The sequence below is a fragment of the Roseovarius sp. THAF8 genome, from assembly GCF_009363735.1.
GTDB lineage: Bacteria > Pseudomonadota > Alphaproteobacteria > Rhodobacterales > Rhodobacteraceae > Roseovarius.
This window is the reverse complement of the sequence record NZ_CP045410.1, coordinates 1,346,154-1,364,864: the sequence shown is the minus strand read 5'-3', so window position 1 is coordinate 1,364,864 and position 18,711 is coordinate 1,346,154. Positions and strand designations below refer to the sequence as shown.

At 63.9% G+C, this 18,711-nt stretch carries 18 protein-coding genes; 7 read left to right on the top strand and 11 right to left on the bottom strand.

From position 1 onward, the window contains the following. Positions 1 to 33: 33 nt before the first annotated feature. The 5 genes from FIU85_RS06615 (at position 34) to FIU85_RS06595 (ending at position 5,187) form a co-directional block, all read left to right on the top strand. On the top strand, positions 34 to 426 hold the full coding sequence (locus FIU85_RS06615; protein WP_152491486.1) for a cytidine deaminase: 393 nt from the start codon (positions 34 to 36) through the stop codon (positions 424 to 426). A 3-nt stretch (positions 427 to 429) separates the two neighbouring features. Beyond that, entirely contained in the window at positions 430 to 1,737 is a 1,308-nt protein-coding gene (locus FIU85_RS06610) for a thymidine phosphorylase (protein WP_152496314.1), read from the top strand. Then, positions 1,734 to 2,921, top strand: a complete 1,188-nt coding sequence (locus FIU85_RS06605) for a phosphopentomutase (RefSeq protein ID WP_152496313.1) — start codon at positions 1,734 to 1,736, stop codon at positions 2,919 to 2,921. Before FIU85_RS06610 ends, FIU85_RS06605 begins: the two co-directional genes overlap by 4 nt. 75 nt (positions 2,922 to 2,996) lie before the next feature. Continuing rightward, positions 2,997 to 3,629, top strand: coding sequence for a uracil phosphoribosyltransferase (upp, locus tag FIU85_RS06600; RefSeq protein WP_152491489.1), 633 nt, complete (start codon positions 2,997 to 2,999; stop codon positions 3,627 to 3,629). 127 nt (positions 3,630 to 3,756) lie between these two features. After that, the gene (locus FIU85_RS06595; protein ID WP_254703017.1) at positions 3,757 to 5,187 is read left to right on the top strand and encodes an SPOR domain-containing protein; all 1,431 of its coding nucleotides are present in this window, start codon (positions 3,757 to 3,759) and stop codon (positions 5,185 to 5,187) included. 14 nt (positions 5,188 to 5,201) lie between these two features. On the opposite strand, the gene FIU85_RS06590 is transcribed toward FIU85_RS06595, so the two are convergent. Continuing rightward, a complete protein-coding gene (locus tag FIU85_RS06590) occupies positions 5,202 to 6,227 on the bottom strand; it encodes a hypothetical protein (protein WP_152496311.1) in 1,026 nt (341 codons plus the stop codon). Between the two features lie 153 nt (positions 6,228 to 6,380). Next, complete coding sequence (locus tag FIU85_RS06585; protein ID WP_152491492.1) at positions 6,381 to 8,003, bottom strand: AMP-binding protein; 1,623 nt, start codon at positions 8,001 to 8,003, stop codon at positions 6,381 to 6,383. A 128-nt stretch (positions 8,004 to 8,131) separates the two neighbouring features. Between FIU85_RS06585 and FIU85_RS06580 the strand changes: the two genes are divergently transcribed. Further along, positions 8,132 to 8,776, top strand: coding sequence for a sulfotransferase family 2 domain-containing protein (locus FIU85_RS06580; protein WP_152496310.1), 645 nt, complete (start codon positions 8,132 to 8,134; stop codon positions 8,774 to 8,776). Between the two features lie 175 nt (positions 8,777 to 8,951). Then, positions 8,952 to 9,614: a Hint domain-containing protein gene (locus FIU85_RS06575; RefSeq protein WP_152491494.1), complete on the top strand. Its 663-nt coding sequence runs from the start codon at positions 8,952 to 8,954 to the stop codon at positions 9,612 to 9,614. A gap of 83 nt (positions 9,615 to 9,697) precedes the next feature. On the opposite strand, the gene FIU85_RS06570 is transcribed toward FIU85_RS06575, so the two are convergent. The 9 genes from FIU85_RS06570 to FIU85_RS06530 form a co-directional block, all read right to left on the bottom strand. Continuing rightward, positions 9,698 to 11,893: a 3-hydroxyacyl-CoA dehydrogenase NAD-binding domain-containing protein gene (locus FIU85_RS06570; protein ID WP_152496309.1), complete on the bottom strand. Its 2,196-nt coding sequence runs from the start codon at positions 11,891 to 11,893 to the stop codon at positions 9,698 to 9,700. A gap of 80 nt (positions 11,894 to 11,973) precedes the next feature. Next, a complete protein-coding gene (locus FIU85_RS06565) occupies positions 11,974 to 12,456 on the bottom strand; it encodes a cupin domain-containing protein (protein WP_152496308.1) in 483 nt (160 codons plus the stop codon). Beyond that, positions 12,456 to 13,667 (bottom strand): acetyl-CoA C-acetyltransferase, encoded by a 1,212-nt coding sequence (locus FIU85_RS06560; protein WP_152496307.1) that lies wholly within the window; start codon positions 13,665 to 13,667, stop codon positions 12,456 to 12,458. The genes FIU85_RS06565 and FIU85_RS06560 overlap by 1 nt, the downstream gene beginning before the upstream one ends. Positions 13,668 to 13,730: 63 nt before the next feature. After that, complete coding sequence (locus FIU85_RS06555; RefSeq protein WP_152491498.1) at positions 13,731 to 14,369, bottom strand: glutathione S-transferase family protein; 639 nt, start codon at positions 14,367 to 14,369, stop codon at positions 13,731 to 13,733. 43 nt (positions 14,370 to 14,412) lie between these two features. Next, positions 14,413 to 15,552 carry an acyl-CoA dehydrogenase family protein gene (locus FIU85_RS06550; protein WP_152491499.1) on the bottom strand — a complete coding sequence of 380 codons (1,140 nt, stop codon included), beginning with the start codon at positions 15,550 to 15,552 and terminating at the stop codon, positions 14,413 to 14,415. Between the two features lie 11 nt (positions 15,553 to 15,563). Further along, positions 15,564 to 15,776 carry a hypothetical protein gene (locus tag FIU85_RS06545; RefSeq protein ID WP_057796430.1) on the bottom strand — a complete coding sequence of 71 codons (213 nt, stop codon included), beginning with the start codon at positions 15,774 to 15,776 and terminating at the stop codon, positions 15,564 to 15,566. 59 nt (positions 15,777 to 15,835) lie between these two features. Then, positions 15,836 to 17,614 (bottom strand): acyl-CoA dehydrogenase C-terminal domain-containing protein, encoded by a 1,779-nt coding sequence (locus FIU85_RS06540; RefSeq protein WP_152496306.1) that lies wholly within the window; start codon positions 17,612 to 17,614, stop codon positions 15,836 to 15,838. Positions 17,615 to 17,655: 41 nt separating this feature from the next. Further along, a complete protein-coding gene (locus FIU85_RS06535) occupies positions 17,656 to 18,057 on the bottom strand; it encodes a MerR family DNA-binding transcriptional regulator (protein WP_152491501.1) in 402 nt (133 codons plus the stop codon). Between the two features lie 190 nt (positions 18,058 to 18,247). Next, the gene (locus tag FIU85_RS06530; RefSeq protein ID WP_152496305.1) at positions 18,248 to 18,616 is read right to left on the bottom strand and encodes a MerR family DNA-binding transcriptional regulator; all 369 of its coding nucleotides are present in this window, start codon (positions 18,614 to 18,616) and stop codon (positions 18,248 to 18,250) included. Positions 18,617 to 18,711: the final 95 nt, after the last annotated feature.

Here is an 18,711-nt window from a genome sequence, read left to right as displayed (position 1 = left end):
GGCGACGACATTGGCAGGAAGCCGGGAGGCGGGATGAGTTTGCTGGAAGAGGCGCAGCGCGTTCGGGACAATGCCTATGCGCCCTATTCGGGCTTCAAGGTCGGCGCGGCTCTGAAAACAACGTCCGGTCGCGTCTTTACCGGCTGCAATGTCGAAAACGTGGCCTATCCCGAAGGCACCTGCGCCGAAGCCGGGGCCATCGCGGCGATGGTCGCGGCGGGCGAGGCCCGCATTGCCGAGATCGTGGTCATCGCCGACAGCCCCGAGCCGGTGACGCCCTGTGGCGGATGCCGGCAGAAACTGGCGGAATTCGGCGACGGCGACATGCCGGTCACGATGGCCACGCTGGGCGGTGCCACGGTCACGCGGACCCTGAAAGAGCTGTTGCCCGGGGCCTTTGCAACGCATCACATGGTCAACGGCTGACCGTTGGAGACGCGCAGTGTCATAGCGGCGATACGCGATGGGAACGCGGTGTCCGACGCGGCCCTCGGGGGCTTCGTGAAGGGGCTGGCCGATGGCGGAGTGAGCGACGCGCAGGCCGGGGCCTTTGCCATGGCGGTCTTGCTGAAGTCGCTTGCGCCCGAAAGCCGCCGCGCCCTGACGCTGTCGATGCGCGACAGCGGACGGATCCTGCGCTGGTCCACCGACCGGCCCATTCTGGACAAGCACTCGACCGGCGGGATCGGCGATTGCATCAGCCTCGTCCTTGCGCCGGCGCTGTCGGCCTGCGGCGCCGCGGTGCCGATGATTTCCGGCCGCGGGCTGGGGCATACGGGAGGGACCCTGGACAAGCTTGAAGCCATCCCGGGTGTCAGCACCGAGCTGGAGACGGCGCGGTTGCAGAAAATCGTTCAGGAGGTCGGTGTCGTGATCGCCGCGGCCAGTGCGGATATCGCGCCTGCGGACCGACGGCTTTACGCGGTGCGGGATGTCTCGGCCACCGTCGAAAGCATCGATCTGATCACCGCCTCGATCCTGTCCAAGAAACTGGCGGCGGGGCTGACCGGGCTGGTGCTGGACGTCAAGCAGGGCTCGGGCGCCTTCATGAAGGATCTGCAAGCGGCCCGCGCCCTGGCCACGTCGCTGGTGGAAACGGCGAACGCGGCGGGCTGCCGGTGCAGCGCGCTTGTCACCGACATGGATCAACCTTTGGCGGCCTCGGCGGGCAATGCGCTGGAAGTGGCCGAAGCCATGCGCGTGCTGACCGGCAAGGCCGAAGGGCGCCTGGAGAAACTGACCTGCTATCTGGGGGGCGAAGCGCTGTACCAGGGCGGGCTGTGCGACACCGCGGCGGACGGGGCGCGGCAGATCCTGCAGGTGCTGAGAAACGGGCAGGCGGCAGAGGTCTTTGGCCGGATGCTGCGGGCCTTGGGCGGGCCTACGCAATTCGTCGACAGCTGGGCGCGGTTCTTGCCGGAGGCCACGATCATCCGGGAAGTCCCGGCGCAGGCCGCCGGCTTTGTCGCGAGCATCGATGGCACCGCGCTGGGCCGCGCGGTCATCGCTCTGGGCGGCGGTCGGCAGGTAGAGACGGACCGAATCGACCCTGCGGTGGGCCTTTCGGATATTCTGCCGCTGGGGGCCGAGGTCGCGCCGGGGCAGCCCTTGATGCGCATACATGCCAGCCGCGCGGGCCATGCCGACGCCGCCGAGGCCATCGTGCGCGACGCCATTGATATCGAAGCCGCTGCGCCGGCGGAGAAACCGCTTGTGATCGAGCGCGTCGGGCCATGAGTCGCGCGTTCCTGGTGGTGATGGATTCCGTCGGCATCGGCGGCGCCCCGGATGCGGACAGGTTCTTCAACGGGGCGGTGCCCGATGCCGGGGCCAATACAGTGGCGCATATCGCGCAGGCGAGGACAGGCGGCCTGCATCTGCCCAACCTGGACCGATTGGGCCTGGGCGCGGCGGTGACGCTGGCCTCTGGTGCAGATGCGCCGGGCCTGGGTGCGGCCCCCGAGGGCCTGTGGGGGGCGGCAGAGGAATCCTCGCCCGGCAAGGACACGCCGACCGGGCATTGGGAGTTGGCCGGGCTGCCCGTGCCGTTCACGTGGCACGTCTTTCCCAAGACCGTGCCGGCCTTTCCCGAAACGTTGACAGACGCGGTAAAGGCCGCCTGCGGGGTCGAGGGGATACTCGGGAATTGTCATGCCTCGGGCACCGAGATCCTTCAGGCGCTGGGGGCCGAGCACATGCGCACGGGCTGGCCCATCTGCTATACCTCCATCGACAGCGTTTTCCAGATCGCCGCACACGAAGAGCGGTTCGGGCTGAAACGCCTGCTTGCGCTGTGCCGGACCCTTGCGCCGCTCTTGCACGAGATGGGCGTGGGCCGCGTGATCGCGCGGCCGTTCGTGGGGTCCGAAGCCGACGGGTTCGAGCGCACCACCAACCGCAGGGATTTCGCAATGCCGCCGCCCCGGCCGACGCTGTGCGATTGGGCCAGCCAGGATGGGCGCAATGTGCATGCCATCGGCAAGATCGGCGATATCTTTTCCATGCAGGGGATCGACGATGTCGTCACCGGAAGTGACGCGGCATTGATGAGCGCCTTGCAAAAGGCCGTGCGCGAGGCGGACGACGGCAGCCTGACATTCGCCAATTTCGTGGAGTTCGACAGCAAGTACGGCCATCGGCGCGATGTCGAGGGATACGCGCAGGCGCTGGAGCGGTTCGACGCGGGCATTGGTGCGTGTCTTGTCGCGATGCGGCCCGCGGACCTGATGCTGATCACCGCCGATCATGGCAACGATCCGACATGGCCCGGCACCGATCACACCCGCGAACGCGTGCCGGTCCTCGCGGCGGGCGTCGGCGCGCACAAGGCGGGCCTGGTCGATTTCGTCGATGTGGCGGCCAGCGTCGCGGCCCATCTGGGGCTGAGGCAGCACGGGCCGGGGCGGTCGTTCCTGCCTTGAGCTCTGCGTTGCCCTTTGCCGGTTTTTCTGGAAATAACGGGTCAGCCCTGACCAGCCCTGCCAAACGGAGCCGAAATGCAAGATCATCTGACCGTCGTCACCCATCCGCTGGTGCAGCATAAACTGACGCTGATGCGGGACAAGCACACGCCCACGGCCGTGTTTCGCCAGCTGCTGCGGGAGATCAGCCAACTACTGGCGTATGAGGTCACGCGTGAGTTGAAGATGACCACCCAGACCATCGAGACACCGCTGCAGGAAATGGACGCGCCGGTCCTTGCGGGGCGCAAGCTGGCGCTGATCTCCATCCTGCGGGCGGGCAACGGCCTGCTGGACGGGATGCTGGAACTGATCCCCTCGGCGCGGGTCGGATTTGTCGGGCTTTACCGGGACGAAGACACGCTGAAGCCCGTGAAGTACTATTTCAAGGTGCCGGAGCAACTCGGCAAGCGGCTGACGATCCTGGTGGACCCGATGCTGGCCACCGGCAATTCCTCTGCCGCGGCGGTCGACATGGTGAAGGAAGCGGGCGCCACGGATATCCGGTTTCTCTGCCTGCTGGCCGCACCCGAAGGCGTGGCCCGGATGAAGCAGGCGCATCCCGATGTCCCGATCATGACGGCGGCCCTTGACGAGCGGCTGAATGACATCGGGTATATCCTGCCGGGGCTAGGTGATGCGGGCGACCGCATGTTCGGCACCAAATAGGCTAAAGACTGTTTACTCACGAACAATAATCAGGCAATCTTGCTCCAGCTGTCTTGGGGGCAAAATGAGACTGACGCGTGTTCTGGCGATAGCTGCAATCGCCACCACTGTCGCGCACGGCGGAGCCGTGGCACAGAGTGATTCCGGTGCGAGAGTTCCGGCGGAGTTTCCGCCAGAAAGCTATACCGGGCGGCAATATGTGGACAGCCGTGGATGCGTTTTCATCCGCGCGGGAATCGACGGGCAGACCACGTGGGTGCCGCGCGTCACACGCGGGCGGAAGGTGATCTGCGGGTTCAAACCCTCGACGACAACCGCCACGGCGTCGGCCGCTCCGGCCGCGAGGCCACAAGCCGCGCAACAGCCCGAAGTCATCACGGTGCCGCAGCAGGCGACCGCCGCGGCGAAACCGGCACAGACGCCGAAACGCACGACCACGGCCGCTGCGAAAACGACCACCAAGAAAATTGTCACACGCAAAGTGCCGTCCACCCAACCGGCCGCCAGCTCGACCGCGTCCGCGGTTTCGCCCAAGGTGGTCAAGGTGACGCCCCAGGCGGCCGCGGCTCCGAAGCCCGCACCGAAGCGAGTCACGAAGACCGAGCGGGTGGTACGCAATCAGCCTGCATGTCAGGGCGCCAGCGCGGTGTCGCAACGCTACTTGCAGAAAAAGGGCAATCTTGCCGTACGCTGCGGGCCGCAAACCGCGCCCCACGCGAACGTCATTTCCGGCGGCTCCGGAAGCGGTACTGCAATCCGTGTGACAAGCACGGCGCCCGCGCAGGTGGTCAGTACCGCGACGAGCCATAGCCCTCAGGCGGCCCCTGTCGTTCGCTCCCCCGTCGTTGACTCCCCTGTCGTTCACGCGCAGGCCGTTCGCGTGGCGCCGAAGCACGTCTACGAGCGCCAGATCAGCAGCACCCGCGGCGTATTCGTTCCCGAAGGATATCAGCCCGTCTGGGAGGATGACCGGCTGAACCCGCAACGGGCGCACCAGACCTTTGCCGGCAAAGCGCAGATGGAGGTGGCCTGGACCAAGACCGTGCCGCGTCGCCTGATCGACCGCTGGACGGGGCGCGAGGTGACGCACAAGTACCCCGGTCTTCAGTATCCCTACACAAGCTTTGAACAGCAGCGGGCCGCCGGTGTCATCGTCGCCACTCGCGGCGAGATGGTGCCGGATCCGATCACCGTCGTGCGCAGCCGTGACGGTCGTGTACGGTCGGTCAAGCGCACGCGCAACGTGACCAGTGACGCGCCGCGCGCCGAGGCGGTCAAGCCGACGATCTCGACCCGGTCGGCAGCACCGAAGCCCGCGGCCAAGGCGGCCAGCCATCGTTACGTGCAGGTCGGTATTTTCAGCAAGCCCGGCCTCGCCAGGAGTGCGGCGCAGCGCCTTGCCAATGCAGGCTTGCCCGCGCGGATGGGCAAGACCACCCACAACGGCCAGTCGTATACGTCGGTCGTGGTTGGGCCGTTCGGCACGCAGTCACAGCTTCAATCGGGGATGCAGGCGGTACGCCGCGCGGGATACCCGAACGCCTATTACCGCAAGTAACGCATTCTGCGGCCTCACCCGCCGCAGATGCCCTGAAGCCGTAGCCAGTCCGCGTCGCTGAGGATCGGGGGAGACACTTCGGTCGCGAAGGGATCGGCCTCGATCAGGCCTAGGGTGCTTTCTCCGGTGACATCGACGGCATAGGCATAGGGCGTGGATCGCACGGACCAGGCCCGAAAGCCGTTCAGCATGGTTTCGTCCGGCAGCGGCGCCTGCGCACGGGTCAGCAGGTGCTGAGCGTAGTCGGCCAGAACCTCTTCGGGCAGTTCGCCGGTGGTCAGAAGGCGGATACTGTCCCAGGTGCCGGCGAATTGCAGCAGGTCGTCAATCGGGTCGTACAGGCTGGCCCGCAGGCGCTGCGCGACGATATAGCCCGCAAGCACGTCCGGTTCTTCGTAGTCCTCGACGAGGCTGCGCCCCAGGAGGATCGTCTTGCCGGGCAGGGCGACGGCCCCTTTCACGCCGTTGCGCATCACGTCGAGCGTGCCGGGATCATCCTCTGCGGGCAACCGCCTGGCCAGTTCCGCAAGAGCGCCACGGCCCTCGGGCCCGTTGCAGGGCGGGCCGGTGACCCGTTCGATGTGGCGCCGCAGGGATTGGCCGATATCCTCGCGCTTCACGTCGGGCAGGACCCGTGTGGCGTGCTCTCGTACCGCACCAGGGAGCCACAGGGTCGCCAGCGCCCCGACGGCCGCGAGACTTCCCAGGAAGATCACCAGGCGAAGGCGCCCCGGATGCGGTCGCGCGCGTTCGACGGCCGCGCGGAGCTTCTCGATGGCGTCGATCACCTCGACGGCATCGTCGCCCAGTTCGAGCACCTCGCCGGGGTCGCCGTCGGGATGATAGAGAGCGGGGCGCTTGCCTGGGTTCACCCGCGATATCGCGGCGAGCGACCAGTGGGTCAACGGTTGTTCCCGGCGATCCAGGATCGTGAGCGTCGCGTCACCCAACGACACGTACACATCGACGCGCTGCGAGTCCGGGGAGGCCCGCCAAATGCCGGAAGCCTCCAGCCGTTCATATTCGCTCAACGCCGTCATGTCGCGTGGGCCTGCTCTGCCTCGTTAACGCGGTTGGTCGAGCATATCACGGCGAGACGCAAGCGGGCAATTGCCGAAGACACTGCGATCGAGGTGCGTTGCGCCCAACCAAAGCCGGCGGGGGCGCGAGGCCCGGTCCAAAGGCGGACGGTTCTATTTGAACGCCTTGCGCAGTTCGAATTTCTGGATCTTGCCGGTCGATGTCTTGGGCAATTCCTCGAACACGATCTTCTTGGGGCACTTGAAGCCCGCCAGCCGTTCGCGGCAGAAGGCGATCAGGTCGTCCTCGGTCACCGTGGCGCTTTCCTTGATCTCGACGAAGGCGCAAGGCACCTCGCCCCATTTCTCGTCGGGCATGGCCACCACCGCGCAGAGCAGCACGGCCGGATGCATCATGAGCGCGCCTTCGACCTCGACCGAGCTGATGTTCTCGCCGCCCGAGATGATGATGTCCTTGGCCCGGTCGGCGATCTTCAGGTAGCCGTCGTCATGCTGGTAGGCGATATCGCCGGAATGGAAGTATCCGCCGCGGAAGGAGTCCTCGGTGGCCTTGGGGTTCTTGAGATAGCCTTTCATCACCGCGTTGCCGCGGATCATGACCTCGCCCTGCGTCTCGCCATCCATCGGAACCTGTTCCATGGTCTCGGGATCGAGCGCGGTGATGTCGTCCATGAAGGGCATCAGGATCCCGGTGCGGGCCTTGATGGCATAGCGTTCGTCGTCGGGCAAGTCGTCCCACCGGCTGTGCCACATGCATTCGGTGACGTGGCCATAGGTTTCGGTCAGGCCGTAGACCTGCGTCACGTCAAAGCCCAGCGGCTCGATGGCACGCAGCGTGGCGGCAGGGGGCGGCGCGCCGGCGGTGAACACGCTGACCGCATGGTCGAACTCGCGCCGCTCGGCATCCTTGGCGTTGACGATCATGTTCAGCACGATGGGCGCGGCGCCGAAATGGGTGACACCTTCGTCCGCGATGGCGTTATAGATATTGGCCGCGGTGATGTCGCGGCAGCACACCACGGTGCCGCCGATCATCGGTATGGCCCAGGTGTGGTTCCAGTTGTTGCAGTGAAACAAAGGCACGATGGTCAGGTAACGCGCGTGGCGGGGCAGGGGCCACGTCACCGCGGTGCCCATGGTCAGAAGGTAGGCACCGCGATGGCTGTAGACCACGCCCTTGGGCCGCCCGGTGGTGCCGGAAGTATAGTTCAGCGCGAGGCTTTCCCATTCATCCTCGGGCATAGTCCACCGGAAGTCGGGATCGCCGGTTTCAAGGAAGTCCTCGTAGAGCTGGTGATCGCCATAGGGTTTCACGCCGGCCTCATCATCAGGCACCTCGATGATCTTTGGCGCGGGTCCGTCCATCTTGTCGATCGCCTCGAGCGTGGTGGACAGGAATTGCGGATCGACCAGCACCACCTTCGCCTCGCCGTGATCGAGGATATAGGCAATGGTGTCGGCCTCGACCCGGGTGTTGATGGCGTTCAGCACGGCCCCGCAGGCCGGCACGCCGAAATGCGCCTCGGCATGGGCGGGGATGTTCGGCAGGATCGTCGCCACCACGTCGCCGGGTTCGACGCCGATCTTTTGCAGGGCGGAGGCAAGGCGCGTCACGCGCTCGTAGTACTGGGCGTAGGTCTTGCGAAAGCTGCCATAGACCAGCGCTTCGTGATCGGCGAACACATGGGACGCGCGCCGCAGATGCGACAGGGGTGTCAGCGGGACGTAGTTCGCGTGATGCTTTTCGAGGCCGGTCTCATCCTTCATCCAACCCATGTCAGGCTCCCTTGTGGCGCATACAGTCTGATCGGCAGGAGGTATCGCGTATTTCCATGCCGAACGCAAAGCCGTTTCGTGCATGGGGCAATCTTTCCAAGTCCTGCGCGATCGCCTAGCGTTGCGGCATGATCATCTCCCCCGGTCGCAACTATATCTTCGTGCATATCCCCAAGACGGGCGGCACGTCGCTGGCGCTGGCGCTGGAGGGGCGCACGATGCGGGATGACATCCTGATCGGCGACACCCCGAAAGCCAGAAAGCGGCGGAGACGGATCAAGGATGTGAAGAGCGCGGGCCGCTTGTGGAAACATTCCACCTTGGCGGATATCGACGGGCTGGTGACGCGCGACTTCGTGGCATCGGCTTTTTCATTTACGCTGGTGCGCAACCCTTGGGACAGGATGGTCAGCTATTACCACTGGCTGCGGGTGCAAGACTTCGATCACCGGGCGGTCGCCCGCGCCAAAGCCACCGATTTCAGCGGGTTTCTGAACGCGCCGGACATGCAGGCCTCGATCCGGGCCGCGGATTATGCAAGCTACATGCGTCTGGCAAATGGTGCGGAACGTGCGACGCTTTTCATCCGACTGGAGCATTTCGAGACCGATGCGGAGCCCTTGTGGCAGCATCTGGGATTCCGGCTTGCCTTGCCGCATGAAAATCGTTCGGACCGATCCGCCGACTACCGCGAATACTATACCGAGGCCGATGCCGAACTGGTGAGCCGGATGTGCGCGCGTGACATCGAAAGGTTCGGTTACCGATTTTGAACCGATTTCGTTTCAGATTTTAGCCTTGTTTTCGGAAACTGTTGCGAATGGCCTCGCGCCGGAAACAATGCCCTTTTCGTGACACTTTTCCGACCAAGCAGCGTCCTGAGAATCACGCCACATGAATCTTGTCTGCTGACGCCGTCTGCCAACGGCACAAGAGGGGAAATGGTCAATGTTCGGATGGAATTCCACGGTCGGGACGCGCGAAAGCTATGGCAATGCGGATGCATCCGCCGTCAAATCAGGGCTGATTTCCGGCACGAAAGTGGCGACGGGCATGGGCTGGCGCCCTGTCGAGGCGATTGCCGAAGGCGACAAGGTGCTGACTTTCGATGGTGGGCTTCAGACGATCACGAAAGTAAGCCGCGTCCGTTTGTGGAGCGGGCAGGACAATTGCCCGCGCCAGTTCTGGCCGCTCGAGGTCCCGGCCGGTGCGTTGGGCAACCGCGAGGTGATGCATGTGCTGCCGGGGCAGAACATCATGGTGGAAAGCGACGCGGCAGAGAACCTTTACGGTGATCCCTTCACCCTGATGCCGGCCGAAGCGATCGAGGGGCTTTATGGCGTCGCCCGCACGCCGCCCGAGGGCGATGTGAACATCGTGGTTCTGCATTTCGCCGCCGATCAGGTGGTGTTCGCGGAAAACGGGGCGCTGCTTTTCTGCCCCGCCTTTGCCGACATGGTCGATGCGGCCTTCGCCGAAGAGGCCCGCCCGTTCTACTCCATCCTGTCGATGGACGAGGCGCGGTTCTTGGCCGTGCAGATCGAAGAAGAGATTGCCGCGGCCTGCTGTAACTCACCCAAGGACATCTGGGCGGCGGCCGCTCCGGCGTAGCGGCGCAGGTTATCCCACCGGAACAAGAAAACCCGCGCGGTTGCGTGGCCGCGCGGGTTGCGTTTTTGCTCGAAAGGTCGCGGTTATGCGGCCTCTGTCTGGGTGCCGAAGCGCCCGTAGAAGGACTGGTTCTTGCCGGCCATCTCGCGCAGCAGCTCGGGCGTGGTGAACCGCTCGCCGAACTTGGCGGTCAGCTCGTCACAGCGCTCGGCGGCGTAGGGCGTGCCGATGATATCGAGCCACGAGAACGGTCCGCCCGACCACGGTGCAAAGCCCCAGGCGAGGATTGCGCCCACGTCGCCTTCGCGGATGTCTTCCAACACGCCTTCCTCCAGCGCGCGGACGGCTTCCAGCACTTGCGCGAACATCAGGCGATGCTGCACTTCGGTCAGGTCGGGCTGGTCTTCGGCATGGGGGTATTTCTCCTCCAGCCCCGGCCAGTAGCCCTGACGCTTGCCCTTGTCGTCATAGTCGAAGAAGCCGGCGTTCGACTTGCGGCCCAGCCGCCCCTCTTTTTCCATCCAGAAGATCACCTCGTCCACGGCACCGTCGGGGTACTCGTCCCCCATCGCGGCCTTGGTGGCACGTGCGATCTTGGCGCCGAGGTCGATCGAGGTCTCGTCGACCAGTTGCAGCGGACCAACCGGGAAGCCAAGCTGCCGCGCGGCGTTGTCGATCAGCGCGGGCGTCACGCCCTCGGCCACCATGCGGATGCCCTCGTTGATATAGGGGATGATGCAGCGATTGCAGTAGAAGAACCGCGCGTCATTCACGACGATGGGCGTCTTGCGGATCTGCCGCACGTAATCCAGCGCCTTGGCGACGGCGCGCGGGCCGGTTTCCGCACCCTTGATGATCTCGACCAGCATCATCTTCTCGACGGGCGAGAAGAAGTGGATGCCGATGAACTGTTCGGGGTTGTCCGACGCCTTGGCCAGTTCGGTGATCGGCAGAGTCGAGGTGTTGGTGGCGAAGATGCAATCGTCGCTCACGACCTTGAGCACTTCCTTGGTGACCTCGGCCTTGACGCCCGGGTCTTCGAACACGGCTTCGATGATCAGGTCCGCGCCTTTCAGGGCGTCGTAATCGGTGGTCGCGGTGATGAGGTCAAGCATCGCCGCCTTCTTCTCTTCGGTGGCCTTGCCGCGCTTGATGCCCTTGTCCATGTAGTCGGCGGTATAGGCCTTGCCCTTGTCGGCTGCTTCCTGTTTCTGGTCGATCAGCACGACCTTCATCCCCGCCATGGCCGAGACCAGCGCGATGCCCGCGCCCATCATGCCCGCGCCCATGACGCCCACCTTCTTGACCTTCTGGTCGGGCACGTCGGGGCGGTTGGCGCCTTTTTCCAGTGCTTCCTTGTTGATGAAGAGGCTGCGGATCATGGCCGACGAGGACGGGTTCATCAGGACGTTGGTGAACCAGCGCGCCTCGATCTTGAGGGCGGTGTCGAAGGGCACCAGCGCGCCTTCATAGACAGCAGACAAGAGCGCCTTGGCCGCCGGGAAAGCGCCTTGGGTCTTGCCGTTGACCATGGCCGAGGCACCGACGAAGGTCATGAAGCCTGCCGGGTGATACGGCGCACCGCCGGGCATCTTGTAGCCCTTCTCGTCCCACGGCTTGACGAAGCTGGGCTCGCTCAGGACCCATTCCTTGGCCTTTGCGATCAACTCGCCCGCGGGCACGACCTCGTCCACCACGCCGGCGGACTTGGCTTTTTTGGGATCGTTCAGCTTGCCTTCAAGCAGGAGCGGGGACGCGCCCATGGCGCCCAGCTTGCGCACCAAGCGCGTGGTGCCGCCCGCGCCGGGGAAGATGCCGACCATGATCTCGGGCAGGCCGATCTTGGCCTTCGGATTGTCGGCGGCAAAGATACGGTGACAGGCCAGCGGAATTTCCAGCCCGATGCCAAGCGCCGTGCCGGGCAGGGCGGCGGCGATGGGCTTGCCGCCCTTGTTCTTGTCGTCCATGCCGCCACGCTCGATCTTACGCAGGATCGAATGCATGTTCATCAGCCCGTCCATCAGGCCCTGCGCCGGGTTGTCGCCGGCCATTTCCTTCATCTTGGCGATGACGTTGAGGTCCATGCCCCCGGCAAAGGTGCCTTCCTTGCCGGAGGTGATGACGATGCCCTTGACCGCATCGTCGGCCAGAGCGTCGTCCACCAGGCTTTCCAGCAGCGGCCAGCCTTCCATGTTCATCACGTTCATGGACTTGCCTTGGGTGTCCCAGGTGATGATCGCGACGCCGTCGTCGCCTTTTTCCATCGTGAAATCAGTCATTTTTCGTCTCCCGTGTAGGGTTTGGTCCGGGCATCTGCCCGCGATATTCTGCTTGGCCGAGCGGCAAGGGGCTTTCCCTGTCACTCGAACCGTTTCTTTGACGCCGTGACCGGTGTGCCGTTGCTTGTGGTGAACCAGGTCGTGCCGTCGCGGTCATGTGCGACCAAGTCGTGATCCGAATAGTGGCATTGGTCCTGGTCAGGTCGCGTGCCGATCTCCAACAAGACCGCCTCTTCGGTGCCGCGATTGACGAAGTGATGGGCATTCGCTGCTCCGCCGGGAAATCCGGCGGCCTCGCCGGGTCCGATTTCGGTCTCTCCGTCATCGTCGATCAGCGTCAGCGTCCCCGACAGAACATAGACCATTTCGTCCTCGACCTCGTGCCAGTGGCGCAGGGACGACCGGCAGCCCGGTGGCAGGGTTGTCAGGTTCAGACCAAACCCGGTGATCCCGACCGCGTCGCCAAGCCGGATGCGCGTGCGATCCGCAAACTCCTCGTGCAGGGGGGAGGGATAATCCGCCCCCCGTGAAACCGGCGCCTTGCTGATATCGACCTTTGGCATCACACGCGCTCGATGATCGTGGCCGCGCCCATGCCCGACGCGATACAGAGCGTTGCGAGCCCGACTTCCTTGTCGGAGCGCTCCAGCTCGTCCAAGAGCGTGCCGATGATGATCGCGCCGGTGGCGCCCAGCGGGTGGCCCATGGCGATGGAGCCGCCGTTCACGTTGACAAGTTCGGGATCGACATCAAAGGCCTGCATGAAGCGCAGCACGACCGAGGCGAAGGCCTCGTTTACCTCGAACAGGTCGATGTCGCCGATGTTCATGCCACTATCCGCGAGGATCTTCTGTGTGGCGGGCACCGGGCCGGTCAACATGATGGTGGGATCGGTGCCGATCTTGCAGGTCTGGCGGATGCGGGCGCGGGGCTTCAGGCCCCATTTCTCGCCGAATTCTTTACTGCCGATCAGCACACCGGCCGAGCCGTCCACGATGCCCGAGCTGTTGCCGGCGTGGTGGATGTGGTTGATCTTCTCAAGGTGCGGGTATTTCAGCTTTGCCACGGCATCGAAGCCGGGCATCACCTCGCCCATCTGCTGGAAGCTGGCATTGAGCGCGCCAAGCGCCTGCATGTCGGTGCCGGGGCGCATGTATTCGTCGTGGTCGAGGATGGTCAGACCGTTCTGGTCCTTCACCTCGATGATGGATTTCTCGAAACGGTTGTCCTTCCATGCCGCCGCCGCGCGGTTCTGGCTTTCCACGGCCAGCGCATCGGCCTGGTCGCGGTTGAAACCGTACTCGGTGGCGATGATGTCCGCCGAGATGCCTTGGGGAACGAAATAGCTGTCCATCGCCACGCTGGGATCCACGGCAATCGCCGCCCCGTCGCTGCCCATGGCCACGCGGCCCATCATCTCGACGCCGCCTGCGATATAGGCCTCGCCCGCGCCGCCCTTGACCTGGTTCGCGGCCAGGTTCACGGCTTCCATGCCGGACGCGCAGAAGCGGTTGATGGCCAGGCCGGGGATGGATTCGTCGAGGTCGGAGGCCAGTACGGCGGTCCGTGCCAGGCAGCCGCCCTGTTCCATCACCTGCGTGACGTTGCCCCAGATCACGTCCTCGACGGCGTGACCCTCAAGGCCGTTACGCTCTTTCAGCGCGTTCAGTACGTGGGTGCTGAGGCGCACGGCGGTCACTTCGTGCAGCGCGCCGTCCTTGCGGCCCTTGCCGCGCGGCGTGCGGACCGCGTCATAGATATAGGCTTCGGTCATGTCCGGACTCCTTTGGTTGTCCTGTCGTGTCTGTTTTTGGCTTGTGTGCGCGCTGAGCCGGGCTCAGGCACGGTCCGCCGGAGAGCCCGGCATCAGGTCATAGGGGTGTTTCCAGCCGGGCAGGGCCTCGATGTTGGAAAGCCATCTGTCGATATTGGGCCATTCGGCGCGGGCAAAGCCGAAGGGCTCAGGATAGAAAAGGTAGGCGCAGCAGGAGATGTCGGCATTGGACGGCCCGTCACCGACGATCCAGTCGCGCCCCTCCAGCCGGTCGTTCAGCGTGGTGTAGGCAGCCTTGAGGCGCCCTTGGGTGAATTTGATGACCTCTGCCGGGCGCTTCTCCTCGGGCAGGAAGTTCATCAGGAAACGCGTCATCCCGGCCTGGCTGCTAAGCTTGTGATTGTCCCACAGCACCCAGCGCAGAACCTCGTATTCTTCCGCCTGATCCCGACCGCCGAACTTGCCGGTCTTGTCGGTGACATATTGCTGGATCACGCCCGACTGGGTCAGGCGGATATCGCCGTCGATCATGACCGGCGCTTCGCCCATCTCGTTGACGTCTTTTCGGTACGCATCTCCGCGGGTCTCACCGCCGAAGAAATCGACCTTCACAGGCTCCCAGTCGAGCCCGGAAAGTTCCAGTGCCAGCGCCGCCTTGTAGGCGTTGCCGCTTTCACCGAAGCAGTAAAGCTTGATCGTCATGTTCTCACTCCCAATGTCATCGTCGTGGCCGGTGCTTTGCGCGTCACAGCGACCGCGAGATCAGTTCTTTCATGATCTCGTTGGTGCCGCCGTAGATGCGTTGCACCCGTGCGTCGGCCCACATTTCTGCGATGTCGTACTCGGCCATGTAGCCGTAGCCGCCATGCAGTTGCACGCAGGCGTCCAGCACCTCGAATTGCGTGTCGGTCAGCCAGTACTTGGCCATCGCGGCCTTCTCGACGCTCAGCTTTCCGTGCAGGTGTTCCTCGATACATTCATCCAGGAACGCGCGGCAGACCTTGGTCTTGGTCAGGCACTCGGTCAGGGTAAAACGGATGGTCTGGAACTTGTCGAAGATCGGTGCGCCGAACGCCTCGCGCTCCTTGGTGTAGGCGATGGTACGTGCAACGCCACCTTCCAGCGCGCCTTGTGCGCCGCAGGCGATGATCAGCCGTTCCTGGGGGAGCTGCTCCATCATTTGGTAAAAGCCGCGACCCTCTTCGCCGCCCAGGATGTTCTCGGGCGGGATCTCGACATTGTCGAAGAAAAGCTCGGAGGTGTCGCCGGCCTTCAGCCCATTCTTGTCGAGGTTGCGGCCGCGGCTGAAGCCCTCGGCCCCCTCGGTTTCGACCACCACGAGCGAGATGCCCTTGGCACCCTGCTTGGGATCGGTCTTGGCGGCGACGATGATCAGGTCGGCGTGCTGGCCGTTTGTGATGAAGGTCTTCTGGCCTGTCAAACGATAGGAATTGCCCTCGCGCAGGGCCTTGGTCTTCATGCCTTGCAGGTCCGAGCCTGCACCCGGTTCGGTCATGGCAAGCGCGCCGACCAAGTCGCCCGAGACCATCTTGGGCAGCCAGCGTTTCTTCTGTTTCTCGCTGCCATAGGCCAATAGGTAATGCGCCACGATGCCGGAGTGGATCGGGTTGCCCCAGCTTGCAAGATTTGCGCGGCTCTGCTCGATGCAGATCACCGCCTCATGGCCGAAATCGCCGCCAGCGCCGCCGTATTCCTCGGGGATCGAGGGGCAGAGCAGGCCCAGTTCGCCAGCCTGCTGCCAGATCTCGCGGTCCATGATGCCGGCCTTGCGCCAGCGCTCGAAATGCGGGCCCCATTCCTCGGTGATGAACTTGGCCGTCATCTCGGTGAGCATTTCGTGCTCGTCGGTCATCCATGCGGACATGAGGAGCCTCCCTAGCGTTTGCGGGCGTCGAGTTCGGAATTGAAGATGCGCAGACGGTGACCGAACGTGTCTTCGTCGATCACGCTGTCGAAATTCTCGAAGAGAAAGGACAAGGCCTCGCCTTCGTCGAGCCCCGCTTCCTGCGCGAATTTTCGCAAGCGGCGATAGCCGTCCTCGGTCATCGCGGCGTTGAAGCGGCGGGTCAGGCGAAAGCGTTTCGGCATGATGTCCTCCCAGTCATCGTGGCGGGCGTAGGGTGGGTTTGAAACCCACCCTAAGGGGTTCAGAATGCCTCGGATTCAAGCTCCATCACGGGCTCGGCGCCGGACTCGATGCGTGCAAGGTGCATCCCCGTCGCGGGCAGGCGGCGCTTCATGTAGAAGCGGCCCGTGGCGATCTTGGTTTTGTAGAAGGCCGTGTCGCCTTCGCCGGCCTCGATCGCCGCGTGCGCGGCCTTGGCCATCTGTGCCCACATCAGGCCCAGGCAGACATGGCCGAAGAGGTGCATGAAGTCATACGACCCCGACAGCGCCGCATTGGGGTTCTTCATGCCGTTCTGCATGAAGAACATTCCGGCCTGTTGCAGGTGCTTGGAGCTTTCCTTGAGCGGGTGGAGGAAGTCCTGCTTCAGCGCCGGGTGACCCTCGTTCTCCTTGATGAACGCCTTGACCATGTCGAAGAACGCCATGACGTGCTTGCCGCCATCCTGCGCCAGCTTGCGGCCGACGAGGTCGAGCGCCTGAACACCGTTGGCGCCTTCGTAGATCATGGCGATCCGGGCGTCGCGGGCGAACTGGGACATGCCCCATTCCTCGATATAGCCATGGCCGCCATAGACCTGCTGGGCGAGGATCGTCATGTCGAAGCCCTCGTCGGTCAGAAAGCCCTTGATGATCGGGGTCAGCAGGCTGACCATGCCCTCGGCGGCGGCGTCATTGCCGCGATGCGACTGGTCGATCATCTGGCTGCCCCAGAGAAGGAACGCGCGGGCGCCCTCGACAAAGCTTTTCTGGTCCAGAAGCGCACGGCGGATGTCCGGGTGGACGATCAGCGGGTCGGCCGGGCCATCGGGGTTCTTGACGCCGGTCACGTCGCGGCCCTGAAGCCGGTCCTTGGCGTATTCCAGCGCGTTCTGGTAGGCCACGTCGGCCTGGGCGAGGCCTTGCATCCCGACACCGATGCGGGCCTCGTTCATCATGGTGAACATGGCGCGCATGCCCTTGTGTTCCTCACCCAGCAGATAGCCCGTCGCCTCGTCATAGTTCATGACGCAGGTCGAGTTGCCGTGGATACCCATCTTCTCTTCGATCTTGCCGCAGGCGACGCCGTTGCGCTCACCTAGGGTGCCGTCTTCCTTGACCATGAATTTCGGCACGATGAAAAGGCTGACGCCCTTGATACCCTCGGGGCCGCCGGGGATCTTGGCCAGCACAAGGTGGATGATGTTGTCGGCCATGTCGTGCTCGCCCGACGATATAAAGATCTTCTGGCCGGTGATCGTGAAGCTGCCGTCGCCCTGCGGTTCCGCCTTGGTACGCATCAGGCCCAGATCGGTGCCGCAATGCGGCTCGGTCAGATTCATCGTGCCGGTCCATTCACAGGACGCCATCTTGGGCAGGTAGGTGGCCTTTTGATCCTCGGACCCGTGCGCAAGGATCGCCGAGGCCGCACCGTGCGTGAGGCCCTGGTACATGGTGAAGGCCTGGTTGGCGGCCGAAAACATCTCGCCCACCGCGGTGCCGAGGATATAGGGCATGTTCTGCCCGCCGAATTCCTCGGGCAGGTCGAGCGCGGTCCAGCCGCCCTCCCGCACCTGGTCGAAGGCCGCCTTGAAGCCGGTGGGCGTGCGGACCACGCCGTTCTCCAGCTTGCAGCCCTCGGTATCACCGACGACGTTCAGGGGGGCCAGAACCTCGGACGCGATCTTGCCGGCCTCTTCCAGCACGGCGCCGGTGAAATCGCGGTCCAGCTCGGAATAGCCGGGGGTGTCGGTGGTGCTGACCTTCAGGACATCGTGAAGGATGAATTGCATGTCCTTGGTGGGCGGGGTGTAGCTCGGCATGTGGTGGTCTCCCTACATCATCACAGTGTCGGGCCGGGAAGTCATTCCGCGGCTTTGGGGGTCTGGCGGAGCGAGGAGATCATCCTCTCGCCCCATTTCATCTGGTCGCGCAGGTCGTCGATGGCCGCGGTCAGCTCGTCGCGCTGACGCTCCAGTTCTTCCAGACGGTCCTTGGCGATTTCATACGTGCTCTCCAGCTGCGTCAGCTGCTGGTCGCCCCGGTCATAAAGGTTCAGAAGCTGGCGTATTTCCTCGAGGCTGAAGCCGAAGCGTTTGCCGCGCAGGATCAGTTTCAGACGGGCGCGGTCGCTTTTCGTGAACAGTCGCTTCTGTCCTTCCCGACGGGGGAAGAGCAGTTCTTTCGCCTCGTAGAAACGCAAGGTTCGCGGCGTCACGTTGAACGCGTCGCACATCTCGCGAATTGTCATCGTTTCGTCGGTCATGTCGCTTTCCGTAAATCTCGTTGCGTGGCCGGAACATGTGAGGCGATGGTTATCGGTACAACACGTAGACTGGTTTACGTAACCAATACGTAACGTCACTTTGGGCTTTACGTGAGATCAGGCAAGGTCAACCCGCGGGGCGCGCAATTATTTTGCGGAAATGCAGAGGCTGGGCCGAGCGGCCCAAGGTCTAGCCGAGCGACTTCTCGGTCGAATCGCGAGCCTTTTTCAGCTCCGCGATGGACTGTTCCAGCTGTTCCTTCTGGGTGCGCAGCTCTTCCAGCTGACGGTCGGCGAGGTCGATCCAGGTGCGCAACTGCGCGTCGGTGCCCTTTTCCTCGTAGATTTCCAGCCACTGGCGGATGTCTTCCAGCGCGAAACCCCAGCGGCGGCCGCGCAGGATCAGGGTCATGCGGGCCACTTCCCGCGGGCCGTAATAGCGCGAACGCCCCTCGCGCATGGGACTGAGCAACTCGATATATTCGTAGTACCGCAGCGTGCGCGGCGTCACATCGAACCTGGCGCACATCTCCTTGAATGACAGGCGTTGCTCTGGCATCGCTGGTCCTCCTTACGTCTACTTAAGAGACATAGGGCGGATCACGCAACAGGCACCCTTGCGGCGCGTCCGCATTCGGGACCATAAAGAGGCCA

Coding starts and splice junctions, on each gene's coding strand:
- FIU85_RS06565 (WP_152496308.1), bottom strand. CDS start 12,456: ATGCCAAAGGTCGATATCAGCAAGGCGCCGGTTTCACGGGGGGCGGAT.
- FIU85_RS06545 (WP_057796430.1), bottom strand. CDS start 15,776: ATGCCGAAACGCTTTCGCCTGACCCGCCGCTTCAACGCCGCGATGACC.
- FIU85_RS06585 (WP_152491492.1), bottom strand. CDS start 8,003: ATGGGTTGGATGAAGGATGAGACCGGCCTCGAAAAGCATCACGCGAAC.
- FIU85_RS06535 (WP_152491501.1), bottom strand. CDS start 18,057: ATGACCGACGAAACGATGACAATTCGCGAGATGTGCGACGCGTTCAAC.
- FIU85_RS06590 (WP_152496311.1), bottom strand. CDS start 6,227: ATGACGGCGTTGAGCGAATATGAACGGCTGGAGGCTTCCGGCATTTGG.
- FIU85_RS06530 (WP_152496305.1), bottom strand. CDS start 18,616: ATGCCAGAGCAACGCCTGTCATTCAAGGAGATGTGCGCCAGGTTCGAT.
- FIU85_RS06615 (WP_152491486.1), top strand. CDS start 34: ATGAGTTTGCTGGAAGAGGCGCAGCGCGTTCGGGACAATGCCTATGCG.
- FIU85_RS06575 (WP_152491494.1), top strand. CDS start 8,952: ATGTTCGGATGGAATTCCACGGTCGGGACGCGCGAAAGCTATGGCAAT.
- FIU85_RS06580 (WP_152496310.1), top strand. CDS start 8,132: ATGATCATCTCCCCCGGTCGCAACTATATCTTCGTGCATATCCCCAAG.
- FIU85_RS06560 (WP_152496307.1), bottom strand. CDS start 13,667: ATGACCGAAGCCTATATCTATGACGCGGTCCGCACGCCGCGCGGCAAG.
- FIU85_RS06540 (WP_152496306.1), bottom strand. CDS start 17,614: ATGCCGAGCTACACCCCGCCCACCAAGGACATGCAATTCATCCTTCAC.
- upp (WP_152491489.1), top strand. CDS start 2,997: ATGCAAGATCATCTGACCGTCGTCACCCATCCGCTGGTGCAGCATAAA.
- FIU85_RS06570 (WP_152496309.1), bottom strand. CDS start 11,893: ATGACTGATTTCACGATGGAAAAAGGCGACGACGGCGTCGCGATCATC.
- FIU85_RS06605 (WP_152496313.1), top strand. CDS start 1,734: ATGAGTCGCGCGTTCCTGGTGGTGATGGATTCCGTCGGCATCGGCGGC.
- FIU85_RS06555 (WP_152491498.1), bottom strand. CDS start 14,369: ATGACGATCAAGCTTTACTGCTTCGGTGAAAGCGGCAACGCCTACAAG.
- FIU85_RS06550 (WP_152491499.1), bottom strand. CDS start 15,552: ATGTCCGCATGGATGACCGACGAGCACGAAATGCTCACCGAGATGACG.